Raw genomic sequence first — 17,873 nt, 5'->3', positions numbered from 1 at the left:
CCTAGGCCGCCAGCGCCACTTTGACGCCGAGGAGGTCCAATGCGTTGTCGCGCATGATCTTTCGAACCTCGTCGTCGCCGAACCCGGCGAGCTCGTCGGTGAACGAAAGCGGTGATTCCAGGCCTTCACCGTGGGGCCAGTCGGAGCCGAACAGGATGCGTTCGACGCCGATCTTCTCCGCGAGCACCGTGAGGTCTTCTTCGTAGTAGGGGGACACCCAGACGTGGTTGCGCAGCGTGTCGACCGGGTCGTTGGGGAACCAACGCGGCTGTTGGTTCGCCGTCTTCTTCAGCCGCTTGGCAAGTCGGTGCACCCACTCGGAGCCGTTCTCGATGCTGGCGACCCGAAGCTTGGGATGGCGATCGAAAACCCCGTGCACGATCAGCGAAGCCATGGTGTCGTGGATTGCCCGGTCGTCGACGAGGATCTTGTCGAGCGGGTCGGGCTCGGCGAAGGCCTCGAAGGTGTCCTTGCCACCCCACATGGCGGCGATCTTCAGATATCCGCTGTCACCCAGATGGAATGCCACCGGGACGTTCGCCTCGGCGAGGCGGGACCAGACCGCATCGTGCGACGGATGCCCGAGTGAGCGGTTCTTTCCGACGCCCGGTACCGGGGCCGGCCGCACATGGACCAGCCTTGCGCCGCGGTCCAGCACGAAATCGACCTCCTCGACGGCCCGCTGCGGATCGGCGAGGGAAATCATTGGCGCTGTGAGGATGCGGTGATCGTCGCGGTCAAACCCCCAGTCCTCGTCCAGCCATCGGTTGAAGGCGTGCAGCGAGGCCATCGTGGCCTCCACGTCATCCTTGAGCGCTTCCTCGACCCCGCATCCGAAGGTGGGGAACATGAAGACCGTTTCGATGCCCTGGCCTTCCACCACCGCGACTCGCGCGTCGCGGTTCTGGTATTCCGGTCGCAGCTCTAGCTTTTCGACCTGCATCAAGGATGCGGGATCCACACCCTTGGGAATCTCGCCACGAAACAGCGAGTCCAGGCAGCCCGGCACGATGATCGGATCGAACGTGGGGTTGGGGATGAAGCGGTTGACCCGGTCGCCGATGATGGCCTGGGTATGCCTGCCGTCGCTGTACATCTGGACGCCGCGCCTACGAAACTTTCTGTCCAGGTGTCGGGTAAACGCGTCCAGCGGCTCGTAGTAGTGATTGTCGACGTCGATCGCCTGGTAGCTCAGGTTACCCATGATCATCCTTTCCGGGCGCTCCACGCGTCAGATGGGGTGAGGGAAGGAAACTGCGGCGGCCGCTTCTCGAGGAAGCTCACGATCCCCTCGATGACGTCCGGCCGCGGCATCGCCTCGCGCAGCAAGACCTCGGCGTGTGAAGTGGCTTCTGCGACACCGCGGGTGGCGTCGCCGTATACCTGTCGCTTGATCACGGCCATCGAAGCGGGCGAGCAGTTTTGGGCGATGTCCCCCGCATATTCCAGCGCACGCCTCAGCAAGTCGTCGGGTGCGACAACTTCCTTGACGAGGCCCAGTTCGGCCGCCTCGCCGGCGAGAAAGGTACGGCCGCTCAACAACAGATCGAGGGCAACACCCCAACTGGTCAGGCGGGGCAATATCCACGAGATGCCGAACTCGGCGATCAGCCCGCGGCGAGCGAACACGGCGGCGAACTTGGCCCCGGCGGCCGCGAACCGGACGTCACACATCAGCGCCTGGGTCAGACCGATGCCGACACACGAACCGTTGATCGCGGCGATGACGGGCTTGCGCAGCGTGGTCACGAAGTGCGGTGGGCGTTCGCCGACCAAGTCCGCCAGACTCGTCCGACCCGCCTTCTCCATCGACTCGCCGAGCCCGGATGCCGAACCCGGCGCGCCCAGATGAGCCCCGGCGCAGAACCCCCGGCCCCGACCGGTCACCACGATCACCCGAACGGCCGGATCCGCTTCGGCACGGTCGATGCCCGCGTAGAAGCCGGCGGCAATGTCGGGACCCCAGGCATTGAGGCGGTCCGGGCGATTGAACGTCAGGATTGCGACGCCGGGAGGCCCGGCCTCGTAGAGCACCGCGTCCTCGGCATCCACGGTGCTCATCGGCGCCTCCTCGGGCATGACTCAGCGTACTTGTACGCATACTGTATACCTATCGGTACTGCATTCCGCTCGGTACCGCTAAGGACGTAGCAGCCCGAGGCGGCGATAGGCGGCCGCGATCTGGGTCTTCGCCTCGGCCGGCAACTCCGCTTGCGGAGGCCGCGAATGGGGATATGCGCCCACCGGCAGACCCAGCAACGACGCGGCATACTTGAATGCCCCGCCCCAGTGGGTGAAGTAATCCGGTCGTCCTGGGTAGCAGGTCCACCACGATCCGATGTCGATATCGAATTGATCCAGACCCGAATCGCGTCCGTAGTCCATGGCCTCGAGCAACTTGTCGTTTTGCACCAGATCCCAGTACTCGGAAAACAATCGCCGCTGTGGGGTCTCGAACAGGTAGCCGGCGGTGCCCAACTGGGCGGGGCAGACGATTCCGGCGCGCAGCCACCCGGCGCGGTACACCGTCTTGTCGCATTCCCAGATCACCAGGTCGGGCGCCAACTGATGCAGCCGCCGACTGGCCTCCGGGCGAAAGGCGCCCTCCTTCGTGGCGCATACCGCGGGCACTTCGTCGTAGATCCGCGCGCTTTCGGCCGGGGTCAGCACGTAACCCGAGGACGGGGAATTGAACATGCCCAAGGCGATATCGGTGCGCGAAGCGATGTATTTGAAGAATCTCAGCACGCCTTCGCCGCCGTGCACTTCCATCACCGGCGTTTGTAGGTAGGCGATGTCGGCGCCGCCGTGTTGGGCGTGCAGCGTTAAGTCCAGACAGTCCTTGGCCGTCATCGCCGAAGTACAGGCCTGCACGACGACGTCGGGATTTGCGCCGCGCGCCTCTTCGATCGCGACCTCCAGCAAGCGCTTGCGCTCATCGAGGGTCAACGACCAGAACTCGCCGATGCCGCTGGTGCACCACAACATCGGATGCCCGAGATCGGCCACGCAGTAGCGCACCAGCGCCCGGTAGGCGTCCCAGTCGATGTCGTCACCGTCGGGGCCGCAAAACGGCGTGTACAGCGAGTCGCCGATTCCCCGTAAAGCGCCGCGCGCCCAGGCGCGCGCCTCACCCGAGGTCACCACCGCAGCCTCCTTCTGAGTCGTCAGGTGAAGTCGGAACCGCCGTCGACGTTGATATTGGCTCCGGTCATGTAGGAGTTGCGCAGCGACGCAAGGAATGTCATGACGGGACCGATTTCGTCGGGCAGACCCGCTCGGGGCATTTGAGCCGGATGTCCGAAGTGCTCGGCGATCGCGTCCATCAGGTGATAGGGATCGTTGCCGTCGACACCGATCGACGTGGCCCGGCCGACCAGCGACTGGGACGCGATCACCACTGTGGCGGCATTCGCCAGGCCTAGATCCATGACGCGTATCAACCCAAGAAGTGCATTTACCAAAAAGCCTACGATAGGTTTTACAGTAGCAGACGAAAAACCGCACCACCGGTAAGGTTGATGGTCATCACCGGCCGCAGGCGTGGGCTAGATGTTGATGGAGGTGCCCGTAGTGGCAAAGCAGACAACCGCAGACAAGCGTCAGCGACGCGAGCGCGGGTCCATCAATCCCGATGACATCATCAGCGGCGCATTCGAACTCGCGGAGCAGGTGTCAATAGACAACCTGAGCATGCCGCTTCTTGGCAAACACCTCGGTGTCGGCGTCACCAGCATCTACTGGTACTTCCGCAAGAAGGACGATCTGCTCAATGCGATGACCGACCGCGCCTTGAGCAAGTATGTATTCGCCACCCCGTACGTTGAAGCCAGCGACTGGCGTGAAACGCTGCGCAATCATGCCCGCTTGATGCGGAAGACGTTCATGGGCAACCCGATATTGTGCGATCTGATTTTGATTCGGGCGGCGCTGAGCCCCAAGGCGGCGCGCGTGGGCGCTCAGGAGATGGAGCGGGCGATCGCCAACCTGGTGGAGGCGGGACTCTCGCCCGAAGACGCCTTCGACACCTACTCGGCGGTTTCGGTCCATGTCCGCGGATCAGTGGTGCTGCATCGGCTCTACGAAAAGAATCAGTCGTCGGACAACGGACCCCGCGCCATCGAGGACGCCGTGGCCATTGATCCCCAGACCACACCGCTGATCGCTCGAGTGACCGGCAAGGGTCACCGCATCGGGGCCCCCGACGAGACGAACTTCGAATATGGGCTCGAATGCATCCTCGACCATGCCGGCCGATTGATCGAGGAGGGCAAGAAGGCCACGAAGTCAGCCCCGTCCCGGGCACGCAAGGCGGCCAAGTCGCCCGTTGCGCGTGGACGGTCCAAGGCCGGCGCCCCACGGTAGCCATCGGCGGATCGCGTTATGGCGCCTCTGCAATCACCCCACGCGAGATCAGGTGGTCGATCAACGGAGCTGCGCCCGCGGCGAGATGCTCCGACATAGCCGCGCGGGCGAGCTTATCGTCGTGCTTCTGCAACGCGGACAACACCCGCCGGTGATCCCTGATCGACTGGGCCGGCCATCCTTCGATCGCGGGAAACACCGATTCCGGTGCGTAGCGGGTAATCTGCGACATCAGCTGGGCAAGCTTGGGCGAGTCGGCCGCAACGTTGATGGCCCGGTGAAACTCGTGGTTGAGCCGAACCGTCCGTTCGTCGTCATCACCGGCGTAGGCCGCCTCCAACTGGACCTGGATTCCGTTGAGCTCGCGCAGCTGGTCGTCGGTGATGTTCAACGCGGCCCGCGCGGCGAGCTCGCCACCGACGTGAGCCTGCACGTTCGCGACGTCGGCCAGGTCTCGCCCGGTTACCGGCAACACCACGAAGCCCCGGCGCGGCTGCTGCGCGATCAAACCTTCGGCGCGCAGGGCGAGCAGCGCTTCACGCACCGGCGTGACGCTGATGCCCAATTCCACGGCCAGTTGGTCCAGGCGAATGTAGGACCCCGCTGCGTAGCTGCCGTCGAAGATCCGCTTACGGACAAAGCGTGCGACATCCTCGGAAAGTTGCGGCCGCGCAGTGAAATCCGGGGCGGTCATCGCCTCACACCCGATACTCGGCCAGCAGCCGCTTGCTGATGATGGACTTTTGGATTTCGCTGGTTCCCTCGCCGATGAGCAGGAATGGCGCATCGCGCATCAGCCGCTCGATCTCATACTCCTTGCAGTAGCCGTAACCGCCGTGAATGCGGAAGCTCTGCTGGGTGACCTCGGAACAGTACTCGCTGGCAAGGTATTTGGCCATGCCGGCGGCCAGGTCGTTGCGTTCACCCGAGTCCTTCAACCGCGCCGCGTTCACCATCATCAGGTGCGCCGCTTCGACTTTGGTTGCCATCTCGGCCAACTGGAAGGCGATGGCCTGGTGTTCGGCGATCGGCTTGCCGAAGGTATGGCGTTGCTGGGCGTAGCGCACTGCGAGCTCGAAGGCCCGAATGCCAACACCACACGCTCGTGCCGACACGTTGACCCGGCCGACTTCGATGCCGTCCATCATCTGGAAGAAGCCTAGCCCCGGGGTGGCGCCGAGGATGTCGTCGGCGCTGGCGCGATAGCCGGCGAAGACGAGTTCGGTGGTGTCGATGCCCTTGTATCCCAGCTTGTCGATCTTGCCGGGAATCGTCAGTCCTGGCACTACTTCGCCGAAACCCGTTGGCTTCTCGACGAGGAACGCGGTCAGGTTGCGGTGCGGCTGGTCCGCGCCCTCGTCGGTGCGCACCAGCACGGCGATCAGCGTCGAACTGGCGCCGTTGGTCAACCACATCTTTTGGCCGTCGATGGTGTAGGTGCCGTCGGGGTTGCGTCGCGCCCGGGTTCGGATCGCGGCGACGTCGGAGCCAAGCTCCGGCTCAGACATCGAGAACGCGCCGCGAGAATCGCCACTCGCCATGCGCGGGAGGAAGCGCTGCTTTTGTGCTTCGGTGCCGTGCTGGCGCAGCATGTGCGCGACGATGAAGTGCGTATTGAGCACCCCGGACACGCTCATCCACCCGCGTGCCAGCTCCTCGACACACAGCGCGTAGGTCAGCAGCGATTCCCCCAGCCCGCCATACTCCTGCGGGATCATCAAACCGAACAGGCCCATGTCGCGCATCTGGTCCACGATGTCTTGCGGGTAGGTGTCGCCGCGTTCGAGCGCCGGCGCGTTGGGAATGACTTCCTTCTCGACGAATTGCCTTACCGTAGTGATGATCTCGGTCTGGATTTCGGTGAGGCCGAGTGTCTGAGCGAGTCTGGTCATGTGCTGGCTACCCCTATTGTCTTCGCTCTTGTCAACCGCGCGATGTCGGCGGTCGTCAATCCCAGGAACTGGCTAAGGACGTCCGCGGTGTCCCGTCCCAAGGCGGGCGCGGGCGAACTGGCGGGATGGGCGCCATCGAATGCGGTCGGCATGCCCGGCGCCAGATAGTCGCCGACACCGGGTTGGTGCAGCCGCGAAAACAGCGGATTGGCGGTCACCTTCGGGCCCGCCGCGACCTCCGCGAAAGTCCGGTACTGCTCGAACAACACCGTGGTGTCCGACAATGCCGCGGCGATTTCCTCCGCCGTACGATCGGCGAACCAGGTGGCGAACAGGCCGGACAGTGCATCGCGATACCGGTAGCGGCCGCCTTCGTCGGCAAAGTCCACGCCCAGAGCCTCGGCGAGCGCCGACACCGCGGCCCGGGTGCCCGTCACCTCGACCAGATCGTGAAAATGCCTCCCGGTCAACGTGACAACCATGAACGCGACCCCGTCGCGACTGGTGAAATCCTGGCCGTACTGACCGTAGATGGCGTTGCCCAGACGCTGGCGTTGCGTCCCGTTCACCTGGGGCTCGGTCAACAGCCCTAGATTTCCCGCCGTGGCCAGCGCGACGTCCTCAAGTGCCAGGCTGATGCGCGCACCCACCCCGGACTGGTCACGGCGGTGGACGGCCGCGACGACGGCCAGCGCCGCATATAGGCCACAGCACACGTCCCAGGCCGGCAACACATGGTTCACCGGACCGGCATGCTCGACCGGCCCGGTGACGAGCGGAAAGCCGATGCCCGCGTTAACGGTGTAGTCCACCCCGGTGGAGCCGTCGCCGCGGCCCAGCAGCTGGACGTGGATGACGTCGGAACGCCTGGCGGCCAACAGATCATGACTCAGCCAGCGCAGGCCGGCGGCATTTGTCACCACGATGCCGTCGCCCTCGACGATCAGTCGCTGGACCAGCCCTTGGCCCTCCGGCGACCTCAGATCGATGGTGGCCGAACGCTTTCCCTTGTTCAGCCCGGTCCAGTAGATCGACGCGCCGGTGGCCGCCAGGGGCCACCGCGCCACGTCCGAGGCTCCCCCGATCGGATCGACGCGGATCACCTGCGCGCCAAGCTGACTCAGCGTCATGCCGCACAGCGGCGCGGCGACGAAACTCGACACCTCGATGACGCTGATGCCGGTCAGCGGCAACCGGGCGCCGTTCATCGCGACCCGACCCGCTCGAAGATCGCGGCGAGTCCCTGGCCGCCACCGATACACATGGTCTCCAACCCATAGCGCGCCTGGCGGCGATTGAGCTCGCGCGCCAAGGTGGCCAGCATCCGCGCGCCGGTCGCGCCGACCGGGTGACCCAGCGAGATCCCGGAGCCGTGCACGTTGGTTCGCTCGCGGTCGGCGACGCCGAAATTCCATTCGCGCATCACCGCGAGGGCCTGGGCGGCAAAGGCCTCGTTAAGTTCGATGAGGTCGATGTCGGACAGTTGCAGACCTGCCTTGGCGAGTGCGACATCGGTGCCCGGCACCGGACCGATGCCCATGACGTTGGGCGCCACGCCGGCCTGTCCCCAGGACACCAAGCGGACCAAGGGCGTCAGGCCGTATTCGTCCGCCTTCTCCGGTGTGGTCACCAGGCACATGGACGCGGCGTCGTTTTGCCCGCTGGCGTTGCCGGCCGTCACCGTTGCTTCTGGATCATCGCCCAGCAGAACGGGTTTGAGTCTGCTCAACGACTCGATTGACGTGTCAGCTCGTGGGCGCTCGTCGGTGTCGATCAACTCTTCGCCGTTCCGGGTCCGCACCGGGACCGCAATGATTTCCTCGGCCAGAATTCCGTTCTTCTGTGCGGCCACCGCGCGCTGGTGTGAGGTCACCGCGAGCTCGTCCTGCTCCCGTCGTGAAATGCCATACTGGCGACGCAGGTTCTCGGCAGTCTCCAGCATCCCGCCCGGCACCGGGTAATTGCGGCCACCGGCCGTGGTGCGCCCGCGAGTCAGCCCGTCATGCACCCGAACACCGGAGCGGGCGCCCCCCAACGCATGTCAGTGGAGTAGAACGCGACGTTGCTCATGCTTTCGCATCCGCCGGCGACGACGAGGTCGTTGTCGCCAGAGCTCACGTGCAGGCACGCGTGAATCACCGCTTGCAGACCCGACCCGCAGCGGCGGTCGACCTGCATTCCGGGGACGGTCACCGGCAGACCGGCATCCAACGCCACCACGCGCCCGATCGCCGGGGCCTCACTGCTGGGATAACAGTGTCCCAGGATGACGTCTTGGATTGCCCCGGGCGCGATCCCGGTTCGGTGGAGCAGGCCCCGCAGGGCGGTCACGGCGAGGTCGACGGCGGTCTGCGACTTGAACATTCCGCCGTAGCAGCCGATCGGTGTCCGCACCGGTTCGCAGATGACGGCCTCACGCATGGCGACTCCCGTCTTGAGGCCGAGCAGACGCAAAAGCCCCCCAATTCGGCGCGAATTGGGGGCTTTTGCGTCTGCTCGCGCCGGTCATATGTGCCGGCCGCCGGTGACGTCCAGGACGGTGCCGGTCATGTACGAGGACAGGTCGGAGGCGAGGAATAGCGCGACGCTCGCGACCTCGCTGGGTTCACCGGCCCGGCCCATGGGAACCTCGGCCACCTTTTGGTCCCAAACGCGTTGCGGCATTGCTTCTGTCATGGCGGAGCGAATCAAGCCGGGAGCGATCGCATTCACCCGGATGCCAAGGTACGCAAGCTCTTTGGCGGCCGCCTTGGTCATCCCGACAATTCCGGCCTTGGCCGCCGAGTAGTTCGTCTGGCCGACCATGCCGACCTTGCCCGACACCGACGACATGTTCACGATGGCACCCCGCTTGTTTTCGGCCTTGTTTTCCCGCATGACCGCCGCGGCCAGCCGGGTGCCGTTCCACGTCCCCTTCAGATGCACGGCGATGACCTCGTCGAACTGTTCTTCGGTCATCTTGCGCATCGTCGCGTCGCGGGTGATCCCGGCGTTGTTCACCATGATGTCCAGGCCACCGAAACGCTCAACAGCGGTCCGGATGAGGGTGTCGACGTCGTCCGCTCGAGTCACATCGCAGCGCACCGCCAACGCTTTGTCGTCGCCCAACTGCTGTGCCGCGCCCTCGGTCGCCTCGAGATTGACGTCGCCGAGCACCACCCGCGCGCCCTCGGCGACGAATCGCTCCGCGATGGCCAGCCCCAGCCCTTGGGCGCCGCCCGTGATCACCGCAGTTCGACCGCTCAACAACGACACCTCGATCACCCATCCTCAGGTCGTGGCTCCCGCACCCGTTCAAATATCATATTTCATATAGGATCTCCCTGCCGGATGCGGTACCCAGCGAGGAGCGTTTGCCGATGACCATTGCCGAAAGCCCGGAGGTCTCCGACGAGGATTTCCAGCAGATCCTGGATCAGACCCGTCACTTCGTCCGCACCGCGGTGGTCCCACGCGAGCAGGAGATTCTGGCCGAGGACCGGGTCCCCGACGATCTGCGTGAGCACGCCAAGAAGATGGGCCTGTTCGGGTACGCGATTCCACAGCAGTGGGGCGGGCTTGGGCTGAACCTTGTGCACGATGTCGAGCTGGCGATGGAGTTGGGCTACACCTCATTGGCCCTGCGGTCGATGTTCGGCACCAACAACGGCATCGCCGGGCAGGTTCTGGTTGGCTTCGGCACCGACGAACAAAAGGCGCGCTGGCTGGAGCCGATGGCAGCCGGCGACGTCGTCGCCTCGTTCGCGCTGACCGAGCCCGGCGCCGGCTCAAACCCGGCCGGACTGCGAACCAAAGCCGTTCGCGACAAAGACGATTGGGTGATCTCCGGACAGAAGCGTTTCATCACCAATGCGCCCGTCGCCGATTTGTTCGTGGTATTCGCCCGCACTCGTCCCGCCGACGACCAGGGTGCCGGCATCGCCGTCTTCCTCGTTCCCGCGAACACCCCGGGAGTGCGGGTCGGCGTCAAGGACGCGAAGATGGGTCAGGAGGGTGCGTGGACATCCGACGTCAGCTTTACCGACGTCCGCGTGGGCGGCGGCGCACTGATCGGCGGCACGGAAGACATCGGCTATCGGGCCGCGTTGACCTCGTTGGCGCGCGGCCGGATCCACATCGCCGCGATCGCCGTGGGCACCGCCACCCGCGCACTCGACGAGTCCGTGGCGTATGCCGCCACCGCGACGCAGGGCGGTGCGCCGATTGGAAGCTTCCAGTTGGTGCAGGCGATGATCGCCGACCAGCAGACCGGGGTGCTGGCCGGCTGCGCCCTCGTCCGCGAGGCAGCACGGCTGTGGGTCACGGGCGAGGATCGCCGGATCGCGCCATCGGCGGCAAAGCTCTTCTGCACCGAAATGGCAGGCAAGGTAGCAGATCTCGCGGTGCAGATTCACGGCGGCACCGGCTACATGCGTGGCGTCCCGGTCGAACGCATCTACCGCGATGTCCGGCTGCTGCGACTGTATGAGGGCACCAGCGAGATTCAGCGCCTGATCATCGGGTCCAACCTCGTCAAGGCCGCGCAACGCTGATTCTCCGGTATTCGCCTTTCCCCGGAAAATCGCTCCCACGCGGATTGGCGGGTGACGCCAAGGGCCCCACCGATTCTCGACCTCGCAAACATCGACCAGGTTGACTGAGTGCCGCCGATAACCACCGCGGGGTCACATCGCGCGGGTGCCGGAAATCGCGGAAAATGCGCCTCCCAGACGTGATTCCACCAACGAGCAGATCCGATGGATTGGTGGGTCGACTGTAAGCCATACGGCATCAATTGCGGCCACAGGTGCGCGGGCGTGAAATTCCACCCTGGCGTTACGCTCTTGGAGTCCGGTAGTCGACGACCAAAGGTGTGGAAGATGCCCCACGCTGGGAATGCTCAAGCACCGATCAGCGCGCGAGCGTCTTTCATCGAGAGCATCAAGTGCAGCGGATCAGTCGGGGAAGGCTCGAACTCGAAATGCAGGTAGAACGAGCGGGCCTCGTCGTGCAATGCGTGCACAAGCATCGCCCGCACCCCAACCTGCTCGGCCACCCCGACACAGCGCGCGATCGCATCACGTAGCAGATGCTTGCCCAAACCCTTGCCCCGCTCTTTGCGGTCAACCGCCAACCGCGTCAACAAAATTACCGGCACCGGGTCAGGCATGTTGCGGCGCACGCCCCCCGCACCGGCACCACGCTCCACCGATGCCCACGCCACCGCATAGAAACCGACCACCCGGCGATCCCGGCACGTCACGAAACAGCGCGACGCCCCCGCAACGTGAGTGGCCAACGCCCGCTTGCGCAGATAGTCATCCAAGCTGCGTTCACCGCTGTCGAACGTGGCGGCCTCGTCAGCCTCGCTGATCGGCCGCGGCAGGCCGTAACCGCTCACGCGTCAGCGTTCGAAAATAGACGGCTCGGCGACTAACTTCTCGAGCCGCGGCTTGTGCGCGACGGGCCGGTCCAGCACCGCCAGGAATTCCGCCCACGCGGCATTATCAAGGACGAACAGCCTGCGGTCAGCCAGCACGTCACGCGCATGCGCCAACGTCGCGCCGACGGTGAAGTTGGTGAGGTCGGTCCCCTCGACTTCGGCGGCATGACGAATCAGCGCGTCCTGCTCAAGGGTCAGGCGCACGGCGAAACGCTGAGTCTTCGTAGCCATGCACCACATTGTGTGCCTGATAGGCGTACAACTCTACTTAGTCACCATCACCACCGCCTTCACCAGGCGTTTTCCTCGGTCGCGCACTCATGCCGTGATATCAGCGGCACCGGTTCGTGGCGCTACCGGACGCCGTGTTCGTGGCCATGTTGCACGCGCGTTACCCACACGAAATTGTGCTCAAAATCAAAAATGCGCTCACGTCGCCGGGACAGTTTGAGTGCGGGCGGAGGGACTCGAACCCTCATGCTCTTTCGAGCACCGGCACCTAAAGCCGGCGCGTAAGCCAATTTCGCCACGCCCGCGGACCCAGCGATCTTAACGCTTCTGTCGCCCGGGGAACGTGTCGGTGGAGTGGATTGTCTTACGGGCACAACGGCGAGCGGAAGGCTAGCTTCGGGCGATCATGGGACGAATTCGTCGGGCCGAAGTGATGACCCGTCAACGGGGTACGGTCTAATCGTGTCCACGACGCGTCGCCACCGGCCCGCGCTGATCGCCCTGGTGATCGTCGCGGCCGGCGGCTGCCTGGCCCTGGGCTGGTGGCAGTGGACACGATTTCAGGCGGTATCAGGCACCTATCAGAATCTCGGATATGCGCTGCAGTGGCCGCTGTTCGCCTGGTTCTGCGTCTACGCGTACCGCAAATTCGTTCGCTACGAAGAGGCGCCGCCGGAGCCGCGAAAGAACGGGGTCATGACCGAAATACCCGCCGGGCTGCTGCCCGAGCGCCCGAAACCCGCGCAGCAGCCGCCCGACGACGTTTTGCAAGCGTACAACAACTACCTCGCCGAACTCGCGAGAAGCGATGCCGAAAAGCAGAACAGGACCACCGCATGACGACACCCGAGTCACCCGAAGCGCAGCAAGCCGCGCCCTCATTTCCGGTCGAGAAGATCCGCACGGCGCTACTCGGTTACCGCGTCATGGCGTGGACGACGGGCATCTGGCTCATCGCGCTGTGCTACGAGATCGTCTCGCACCTGGTGTTCCACCACGAAATCCGGTGGATCGAGGTGGTGCACGGCTGGGTTTACTTCGTCTACGTGCTCGCCGCCTTCAACCTGGCCGTCAAGGTCCGCTGGCCGATCCCCAAGACGGTCGGCGTCCTGCTCGCGGGCACCATCCCGCTGCTGGGCATCGTCGTCGAGCACTTCCAGACCAGGGACATCAAGGCGCGCTTCGGGCTCTAGGCCAGCGCTCGCAGCGCCGGCAGTAGCAGGGCCAGGGCGCGGCCACGATGGGACATCGCGTCCTTCTCTGCCGGGGTTAGCTGCGCCGCGGTGCGGCCCCCGATGCCAGGGCCGTCAGGTATGAAGATCGGGTCGTAGCCGAATCCGCCCTCCCCCCGCGGTTCCCGGGCAATCGTGCCGGGCCACTCGCCACGGACGACGATTTCTTTGCGGGCGTCGCCCGCTCCGTAGACCAGCGCGCAGGCCGACACGAAGGCGGCACCGCGCCGCTCGTCGGGCACATCACGCAGCTGTGCCAGCAGCAACGCGGTGTTGCCGGCATCGTCACCATGGATTCCCGACCAGCGCGCCGACAGCACGCCCGGCATCCCGCGCAGCGCGGCCACCTCCAAACCGGAGTCGTCGGCCACACTCGCCAGACCCGTCGCCGCGAACGCTTCCCGCGCCTTGGCCAGCGCGTTGTCCTCGAACGTCGCGCCGGCTTCCGGCGCTTGGTCGAACGGTGCCACATCGTCGAGCGACACCAGCGTCAGACCCGGCAATCCGGCGCCGTCCAGCACCCGGCGCAGTTCGGTCAGCTTCTTGGTGTTGCGGCTGGCAACCAGCAGCCGGGTCAGCTTCCGAACGCTTTCGGCGGCGGAGGTCCCTCGGGCAGCACACCCGGGTACGGCAGCGCCAACGCCTCGCGCTGTGCGGCAAACAACTTGTCGCACGCGCTCAGCGCCACGTCGAGCAGCTTGTCCAGCGTCGAACGCGGGAACGTCGCACCCTCGCCGGTGCCCTGGATCTCCACCAGGGTCCCGGTGTCGGTGGCAACCACGTTCATGTCGACTTCGGCGCGCGAGTCTTCGTCGTAGGGCAGGTCCACCCGAATCCTGCCGTCGACCACACCCACGCTGACCGCCGCGATTGCGCATGACAACGGCCTGGGATCGGAGAGCTTGCCCGCCGCCGACAGGTAGGTCACCGCGTCGGCCAACGCCACGTAGGAGCCGGTGATGGCTGCCGTACGGGTCCCGCCGTCGGCCTGCAGCACGTCGCAGTCCACGGCGATCGTGTTCTCCCCCAGCGCGGCCAGGTCGATGCATGCCCGCAGCGACCGGCCGATCAATCGGCTGATCTCCTGGGTGCGCCCGCTGAGCCGGCCTTTCACGGCCTCGCGGTCGGAGCGGGTATGGGTGGCCGACGGCAGCATCGCGTACTCGGCGGTGAGCCAACCCAGACCGGATCCCTTGCGCCAGCGTGGCACCCCCTCGGTGACGCTGGCCGTGCACATGACCTTGGTGTGGCCGAATTCGATCAGCACCGAACCCGCCGGGTTTTCGGTAAACCCCCGGGTGATGACCACCGGTCGAAGCTCGTCGTCGAGGCGACCGTCTTCTCGTTTGGACACGACGCCAACCCTAGCGGTCAGCCGCGGACGCAGTACGCGAGGTGATTGCCGCTGAGGGCCGATGGTGATCCCACGTTTTGCCCCGGTCAGGCGCGCTTGACCTCGAAGGTCTCACCGCACACCACGGCGTGCACGGGACCATCGAACTCGGCCTTGGCCTCGCTGATCACGTCCTCGCGCGACGTCCATGGCGGGATATGCGTCAACAGCAGCTCGCGGACGCCCGCCCGCGCTGCGGCCCTCCCGGCCTCGGTACCCGACAGGTGCAGGTCGGGCGGGCGGTTGGGCGAGTGCGTCCAGGAGGCCTCGCAAAGGAAGACGTCGGCGCCACGGGCCAGCTCAACCAGCTGGTCACAGAAGCCGGTGTCGCCACTGTAGGCCAACGCGGCCCCGCTGGGATCGGTGATGCGCAGGCCGTACGACTCGGTCGGGTGGGCAACCACCCGCGGCACGATCGTGAGCGCGCCCAGGGTCACCGGTTCACGGTCAACCCAGTGGCGCACGTCGAAGATGTCCGAGCAGTCGTCGATCTCCCCGCCGTAGGGTGACGACGCGGCCCCCAACCGCGACCAGGTATCGCTCGGCCCGTACAACAACGCCTTGCCGGTGGGGCGTGCCGGATGGTAACGACGCCACACGAAAAGGCCCGGCAGGTCCAGGCAATGGTCGGCGTGCAGGTGGGACAACAACACATGCACCGAGCCGGGGTCGGTGTGCCGTTGCAGCGCGCCGAGCACGCCCCCGCCGAAATCCAGCACCAACGGCGGGGTGCCCGGCGCCCGGAGCAGGTAACCCGATGCAGGCGAATCCGGACCCACGACACTGCCGGAGCAGCCGAGCACGGTGATTCGCACGGACACTACTGTGCCATGCCCGATACCACGATGAGAAAGACATTGCCGCATTGGGTGACCAGAATCTCTCCTCCTTGCGCCTAGTGGATGTGGGACCACTGAACCGGTCGCACACCCGTCACCGCGGGACCCAGGAATCGTGCCGCCAGTTTGGTGAACGCCTCGGGGTCGCCGGTGGCCTCGAAGACGCGGGTAGCGGGCGGTGCGTCGTGTGGACGCAGCAGGTCCAATTCGCTAAGTACCCGAACCACTTCCTTGGCGGTTTCCTCGGCGCTGGAGACCAGGGTGACGTTGTCACCCATCGCCAGTTGAATCAGACCGGACAGCAGTGGGTAGTGCGTGCAACCAAGCACCAACGTGTCGACCTCGGCGCGCTGCAGCGGCTCCAGATAGCCCTCAGCCAAACCGAGCACCTGACGTCCGCTGGTGACGCCGCGCTCGACGAAGTCCACGAACCGTGGGCAAGCCACGGCGGTGATCTCGGTGTCGCGGGCGGCGGCGAACGCGTCCTGGTAGGCGTGCGAGGTGATCGTCGCCCGAGTACCGATGACGCCGATGCGGCCGTTGCGGGTGGCGGCAACGGCGCGGCGCACCGCCGGCAGGATCACCTCGACGACGGGCACGTCGTAGCGCTCACGGGCGTCTCGCAGGCACGCCGCCGATGCCGAGTTGCATGCGATCACCAGCGCCTTGACACCGCGGGCCACCAGGTCGTCGCCGAGGGCAAGGGCGTGGGCGCGGATCTCGGGGATGGTGAGCGGGCCGTAGGGGCCATTGCCGGTGTCGCCGACGTAGACGAGGTCCTCGTCGGGCAGTTGGTCGATGATTGCCCGCGCGACGGTCAATCCTCCGACGCCGGAGTCGAAGACCCCGACGGGCGCCAACGGCGAACTCATGTTCCGAGACGCGACGAGCGGAGGGCCTTTTTCCGTTCGCGAGCCTTGCGCTCCGGCGCGGACAACAGATACGCCGCCACGACGCCGGCGAGCGCACCGCACAGATGGCCTTGCCAGGACACGCCGCCGCATTGGCCGAGCACCGGCATCGCGCCCCACAGAACGCCGCCATAGACGAACAAGACCACCAGCCCGACGACGATGTCGGCCACCTTGCGGACAAACAGCCCGAACACCAGCAGGAAGGCCAGATAGCCGAAGATCAGACCGGAGGCGCCGATGTGGTCGGTCGGGCCGCAGGTGCTGCCCACGTTGCCGATAAGCCAGGTGCCGAAGCCGCCCAGGATCCACACGATCGCCGTGGCCCAAATGAAGCGGGACAGGCCGGCCAGCGTCATCAGGAAACCCAAGACCAGCAGTGGGACCGTATTGGCTATCAGGTGCGCCCAGTTGGCGTGCAGCACCGGCGCGAAGATGATCCCCCATAGGCCGTCGGTTTCCAGCGGCCTGATGCCGTTGACATCCAGGGAATGCCGCGACAGCTGGTCGATCAATTCGACGAGGTACAACAACGACACTAAGGTCAGGATCGTCGCCCCGCCAACCATCCAGCGCGGCCGCCGCTTCGTCTGCGTCGCCGGTGTGCGCGGGGTCATGCCCATAGCTGCCCTTCCAGAGCTTTCTCGGCATCGTCCAGGCTACCGGCGTAGGCGCCGGTGGACAGATACTTCCATCCGGCGTCGGCGACCACGAGGGCGATGTCGGCGCACTCGCCGGCCGCCAGCGCGATGGCGCCGACTCCGAGGGCGGCATGCAGGACCGCTCCGGTCGAAATGCCGGCGAAGATGCCTTCGGAGTCCACGAGCTCGCGGGTGCGGCGCACCGCGTCGGCCGCGCCGACCGAGTACCGGGTGGTCAGTACGTCCGGGTCATACAGTTCGGGCACGAATCCTTCGTCGATATTGCGCAGCGCATAAACGCCCTCGCCGTAACGGGGCTCGGCGGCCACGATCTTGACGTTTCGAACATGCTCGCGCAGATACCGGCCGGTGCCCATCAGCGTGCCCGTGGTACCCAGACCGGCGACGAAGTGGGTGATCTCGGGCAGGTCGGCGAGCAGCTCGGGGCCGGTGCCGTAGTAGTGCGAGTCGGTGTTGGCCGGGTTGCCGTACTGGTAGAGCATCACCCACGACGGGTTGGCCGCGGCCAGCTCTTTGGCGGTCGCCACCGCGGTGTTGGAGCCGCCTTCGGCCGGCGAGTAAATAATCTGCGCGCCGTAGAGCTCCAACAGCTGACGCCGTTCCACCGAGGTGTTCTCCGGCATCACGCAGATCAGCCGGTAACCCTTCAACCGGGCCGCCATCGCCAGCGAGATGCCGGTGTTACCGCTGGTGGGTTCCAGGATCGTCGCGCCCGATGTGAGCAGCCCGTCGGCCTCGGCCTGCTCGATCATCCGCAACGCCGGGCGGTCCTTGATCGACCCGGTCGGGTTGCGGTCCTCGAGCTTGGCCCACAACCGCACGTGTGGCCCGTCGGGCCCGTCATCCCAACGCGGCGACAGCCTCGGCAGACCAACCAGCGGCGTGTTGCCCAGGGCGGCCAACAGCGAGTCGTAACGCGTCATGTG

Annotated in this window: 18 protein-coding genes, 1 tRNA gene and 3 pseudogenes; 4 read left to right on the top strand and 18 right to left on the bottom strand. The window is 65.6% G+C overall.

The features are described from left to right. Window position 1: 1 nt before the first annotated feature. The 4 genes and pseudogenes from G6N24_RS05045 to G6N24_RS05030 all read right to left on the bottom strand — a co-directional run. Complete coding sequence (locus G6N24_RS05045; RefSeq protein ID WP_085158705.1) at window positions 2-1,204, bottom strand: amidohydrolase family protein; 1,203 nt, start codon at window positions 1,202-1,204, stop codon at window positions 2-4. A 2-nt stretch (window positions 1,205-1,206) separates the two neighbouring features. Further along, on the bottom strand, window positions 1,207-2,061 hold the full coding sequence (locus G6N24_RS05040) for an enoyl-CoA hydratase (RefSeq protein ID WP_085158702.1): 855 nt from the start codon (window positions 2,059-2,061) through the stop codon (window positions 1,207-1,209). 78 nt (window positions 2,062-2,139) lie between these two features. Next, on the bottom strand, window positions 2,140-3,147 hold the full coding sequence (locus G6N24_RS05035; protein WP_085158584.1) for a dihydrodipicolinate synthase family protein: 1,008 nt from the start codon (window positions 3,145-3,147) through the stop codon (window positions 2,140-2,142). A 20-nt stretch (window positions 3,148-3,167) separates the two neighbouring features. Continuing rightward, window positions 3,168-3,398 (bottom strand): annotated as a pseudogene (locus G6N24_RS05030) (SDR family oxidoreductase); the annotation flags it as partial. 160 nt (window positions 3,399-3,558) lie between these two features. Here G6N24_RS05030 and G6N24_RS05025 point away from each other — a divergent pair. Next, window positions 3,559-4,365, top strand: coding sequence for a TetR/AcrR family transcriptional regulator (locus G6N24_RS05025; protein ID WP_085158707.1), 807 nt, complete (start codon window positions 3,559-3,561; stop codon window positions 4,363-4,365). 16 nt (window positions 4,366-4,381) lie between these two features. Here the strand turns inward: G6N24_RS05025 and G6N24_RS05020 are convergent, their stop codons facing one another. The 5 genes and pseudogenes from G6N24_RS05020 to fabG all read right to left on the bottom strand — a co-directional run bounded on the left by G6N24_RS05020 (window position 4,382) and on the right by fabG (window position 9,521). Next, on the bottom strand, window positions 4,382-5,059 hold the full coding sequence (locus G6N24_RS05020) for a GntR family transcriptional regulator (protein ID WP_085158588.1): 678 nt from the start codon (window positions 5,057-5,059) through the stop codon (window positions 4,382-4,384). Window positions 5,060-5,063: 4 nt separating this feature from the next. Continuing rightward, entirely contained in the window at window positions 5,064-6,257 is a 1,194-nt protein-coding gene (locus G6N24_RS05015; protein ID WP_085158590.1) for an acyl-CoA dehydrogenase family protein, read from the bottom strand. Further along, window positions 6,254-7,465, bottom strand: a complete 1,212-nt coding sequence (locus tag G6N24_RS05010; protein WP_085158592.1) for a CoA transferase — start codon at window positions 7,463-7,465, stop codon at window positions 6,254-6,256. Before G6N24_RS05010 ends, G6N24_RS05015 begins: the two co-directional genes overlap by 4 nt. Next, window positions 7,462-8,678 (bottom strand): annotated as a pseudogene (locus tag G6N24_RS05005) (acetyl-CoA C-acetyltransferase). The gene G6N24_RS05010 and the pseudogene G6N24_RS05005 overlap by 4 nt, the downstream one beginning before the upstream one ends. An 84-nt stretch (window positions 8,679-8,762) precedes the next feature. Further along, a complete protein-coding gene (fabG, locus tag G6N24_RS05000; protein WP_085158594.1) occupies window positions 8,763-9,521 on the bottom strand; it encodes a 3-oxoacyl-ACP reductase FabG in 759 nt (252 codons plus the stop codon). A 95-nt stretch (window positions 9,522-9,616) separates the two neighbouring features. Between fabG and G6N24_RS04995 the strand changes: the two genes are divergently transcribed. Then, window positions 9,617-10,789: an acyl-CoA dehydrogenase family protein gene (locus G6N24_RS04995; protein ID WP_085158596.1), complete on the top strand. Its 1,173-nt coding sequence runs from the start codon at window positions 9,617-9,619 to the stop codon at window positions 10,787-10,789. Between the two features lie 347 nt (window positions 10,790-11,136). Here G6N24_RS04995 and G6N24_RS04990 read toward each other — a convergent pair whose 3' ends face one another. From G6N24_RS04990 to G6N24_RS04980, 3 genes and pseudogenes are all read right to left on the bottom strand, one after another. Continuing rightward, window positions 11,137-11,637, bottom strand: coding sequence for a GNAT family N-acetyltransferase (locus G6N24_RS04990; RefSeq protein ID WP_085158597.1), 501 nt, complete (start codon window positions 11,635-11,637; stop codon window positions 11,137-11,139). 3 nt (window positions 11,638-11,640) lie between these two features. Then, window positions 11,641-11,943, bottom strand: a pseudogene (locus G6N24_RS04985) (type II toxin-antitoxin system TacA family antitoxin); the annotation flags it as partial. Window positions 11,944-12,131: 188 nt separating this feature from the next. Continuing rightward, window positions 12,132-12,215: transfer RNA gene (locus G6N24_RS04980), tRNA-Leu, on the bottom strand. Window positions 12,216-12,372: 157 nt separating this feature from the next. Between G6N24_RS04980 and G6N24_RS04975 the strand changes: the two genes are divergently transcribed. Both G6N24_RS04975 and G6N24_RS04970 read left to right on the top strand, forming a co-directional pair. Continuing rightward, a complete protein-coding gene (locus G6N24_RS04975) occupies window positions 12,373-12,750 on the top strand; it encodes a hypothetical protein (protein WP_085158601.1) in 378 nt (125 codons plus the stop codon). Then, on the top strand, window positions 12,747-13,103 hold the full coding sequence (locus tag G6N24_RS04970) for a DUF3817 domain-containing protein (RefSeq protein WP_085158603.1): 357 nt from the start codon (window positions 12,747-12,749) through the stop codon (window positions 13,101-13,103). The genes G6N24_RS04975 and G6N24_RS04970 overlap by 4 nt, the downstream gene beginning before the upstream one ends. Here the strand turns inward: G6N24_RS04970 and G6N24_RS04965 are convergent. The 6 genes from G6N24_RS04965 to G6N24_RS04940 form a co-directional block, all read right to left on the bottom strand. Further along, window positions 13,100-13,720 carry a non-canonical purine NTP pyrophosphatase gene (locus tag G6N24_RS04965; RefSeq protein ID WP_085158709.1) on the bottom strand — a complete coding sequence of 207 codons (621 nt, stop codon included), beginning with the start codon at window positions 13,718-13,720 and terminating at the stop codon, window positions 13,100-13,102. The two genes, G6N24_RS04970 and G6N24_RS04965, sit on opposite strands and share 4 nt — an antisense overlap. Beyond that, window positions 13,717-14,496, bottom strand: coding sequence for a ribonuclease PH (rph, locus tag G6N24_RS04960; RefSeq protein ID WP_085158605.1), 780 nt, complete (start codon window positions 14,494-14,496; stop codon window positions 13,717-13,719). The genes G6N24_RS04965 and rph overlap by 4 nt, the downstream gene beginning before the upstream one ends. A gap of 86 nt (window positions 14,497-14,582) precedes the next feature. Beyond that, window positions 14,583-15,356: a cyclic nucleotide-degrading phosphodiesterase gene (locus G6N24_RS04955; protein ID WP_085158607.1), complete on the bottom strand. Its 774-nt coding sequence runs from the start codon at window positions 15,354-15,356 to the stop codon at window positions 14,583-14,585. A gap of 74 nt (window positions 15,357-15,430) precedes the next feature. Then, a complete protein-coding gene (gene murI, locus G6N24_RS04950) occupies window positions 15,431-16,246 on the bottom strand; it encodes a glutamate racemase (RefSeq protein ID WP_085158609.1) in 816 nt (271 codons plus the stop codon). Beyond that, window positions 16,243-16,908, bottom strand: coding sequence for a rhomboid family intramembrane serine protease (locus G6N24_RS04945; protein ID WP_085158611.1), 666 nt, complete (start codon window positions 16,906-16,908; stop codon window positions 16,243-16,245). Before G6N24_RS04945 ends, murI begins: the two co-directional genes overlap by 4 nt. Then, entirely contained in the window at window positions 16,899-17,870 is a 972-nt protein-coding gene (locus G6N24_RS04940; RefSeq protein WP_085158613.1) for a cysteine synthase, read from the bottom strand. The genes G6N24_RS04945 and G6N24_RS04940 overlap by 10 nt, the downstream gene beginning before the upstream one ends. Window positions 17,871-17,873 lie beyond the last annotated feature (3 nt).

This window comes from Mycobacterium lacus (genome assembly GCF_010731535.1).
GTDB lineage: Bacteria > Actinomycetota > Actinomycetes > Mycobacteriales > Mycobacteriaceae > Mycobacterium > Mycobacterium lacus.
The sequence above is the reverse complement of the archived record's forward strand: the minus strand, read 5'-3'. Positions and strand labels throughout refer to the sequence as shown.

Coding starts and splice junctions, on each gene's coding strand:
- G6N24_RS05045 (WP_085158705.1), bottom strand. CDS start 1,204: ATGGGTAACCTGAGCTACCAGGCGATCGACGTCGACAATCACTACTAC.
- G6N24_RS04945 (WP_085158611.1), bottom strand. CDS start 16,908: ATGGGCATGACCCCGCGCACACCGGCGACGCAGACGAAGCGGCGGCCG.
- G6N24_RS04970 (WP_085158603.1), top strand. CDS start 12,747: ATGACGACACCCGAGTCACCCGAAGCGCAGCAAGCCGCGCCCTCATTT.
- G6N24_RS05025 (WP_085158707.1), top strand. CDS start 3,559: ATGGAGGTGCCCGTAGTGGCAAAGCAGACAACCGCAGACAAGCGTCAG.
- G6N24_RS05010 (WP_085158592.1), bottom strand. CDS start 7,465: ATGAACGGCGCCCGGTTGCCGCTGACCGGCATCAGCGTCATCGAGGTG.
- G6N24_RS05020 (WP_085158588.1), bottom strand. CDS start 5,059: ATGACCGCCCCGGATTTCACTGCGCGGCCGCAACTTTCCGAGGATGTC.
- murI (WP_085158609.1), bottom strand. CDS start 16,246: ATGAGTTCGCCGTTGGCGCCCGTCGGGGTCTTCGACTCCGGCGTCGGA.
- G6N24_RS04940 (WP_085158613.1), bottom strand. CDS start 17,870: ATGACGCGTTACGACTCGCTGTTGGCCGCCCTGGGCAACACGCCGCTG.
- G6N24_RS05015 (WP_085158590.1), bottom strand. CDS start 6,257: ATGACCAGACTCGCTCAGACACTCGGCCTCACCGAAATCCAGACCGAG.
- G6N24_RS04995 (WP_085158596.1), top strand. CDS start 9,617: ATGACCATTGCCGAAAGCCCGGAGGTCTCCGACGAGGATTTCCAGCAG.
- G6N24_RS05040 (WP_085158702.1), bottom strand. CDS start 2,061: ATGAGCACCGTGGATGCCGAGGACGCGGTGCTCTACGAGGCCGGGCCT.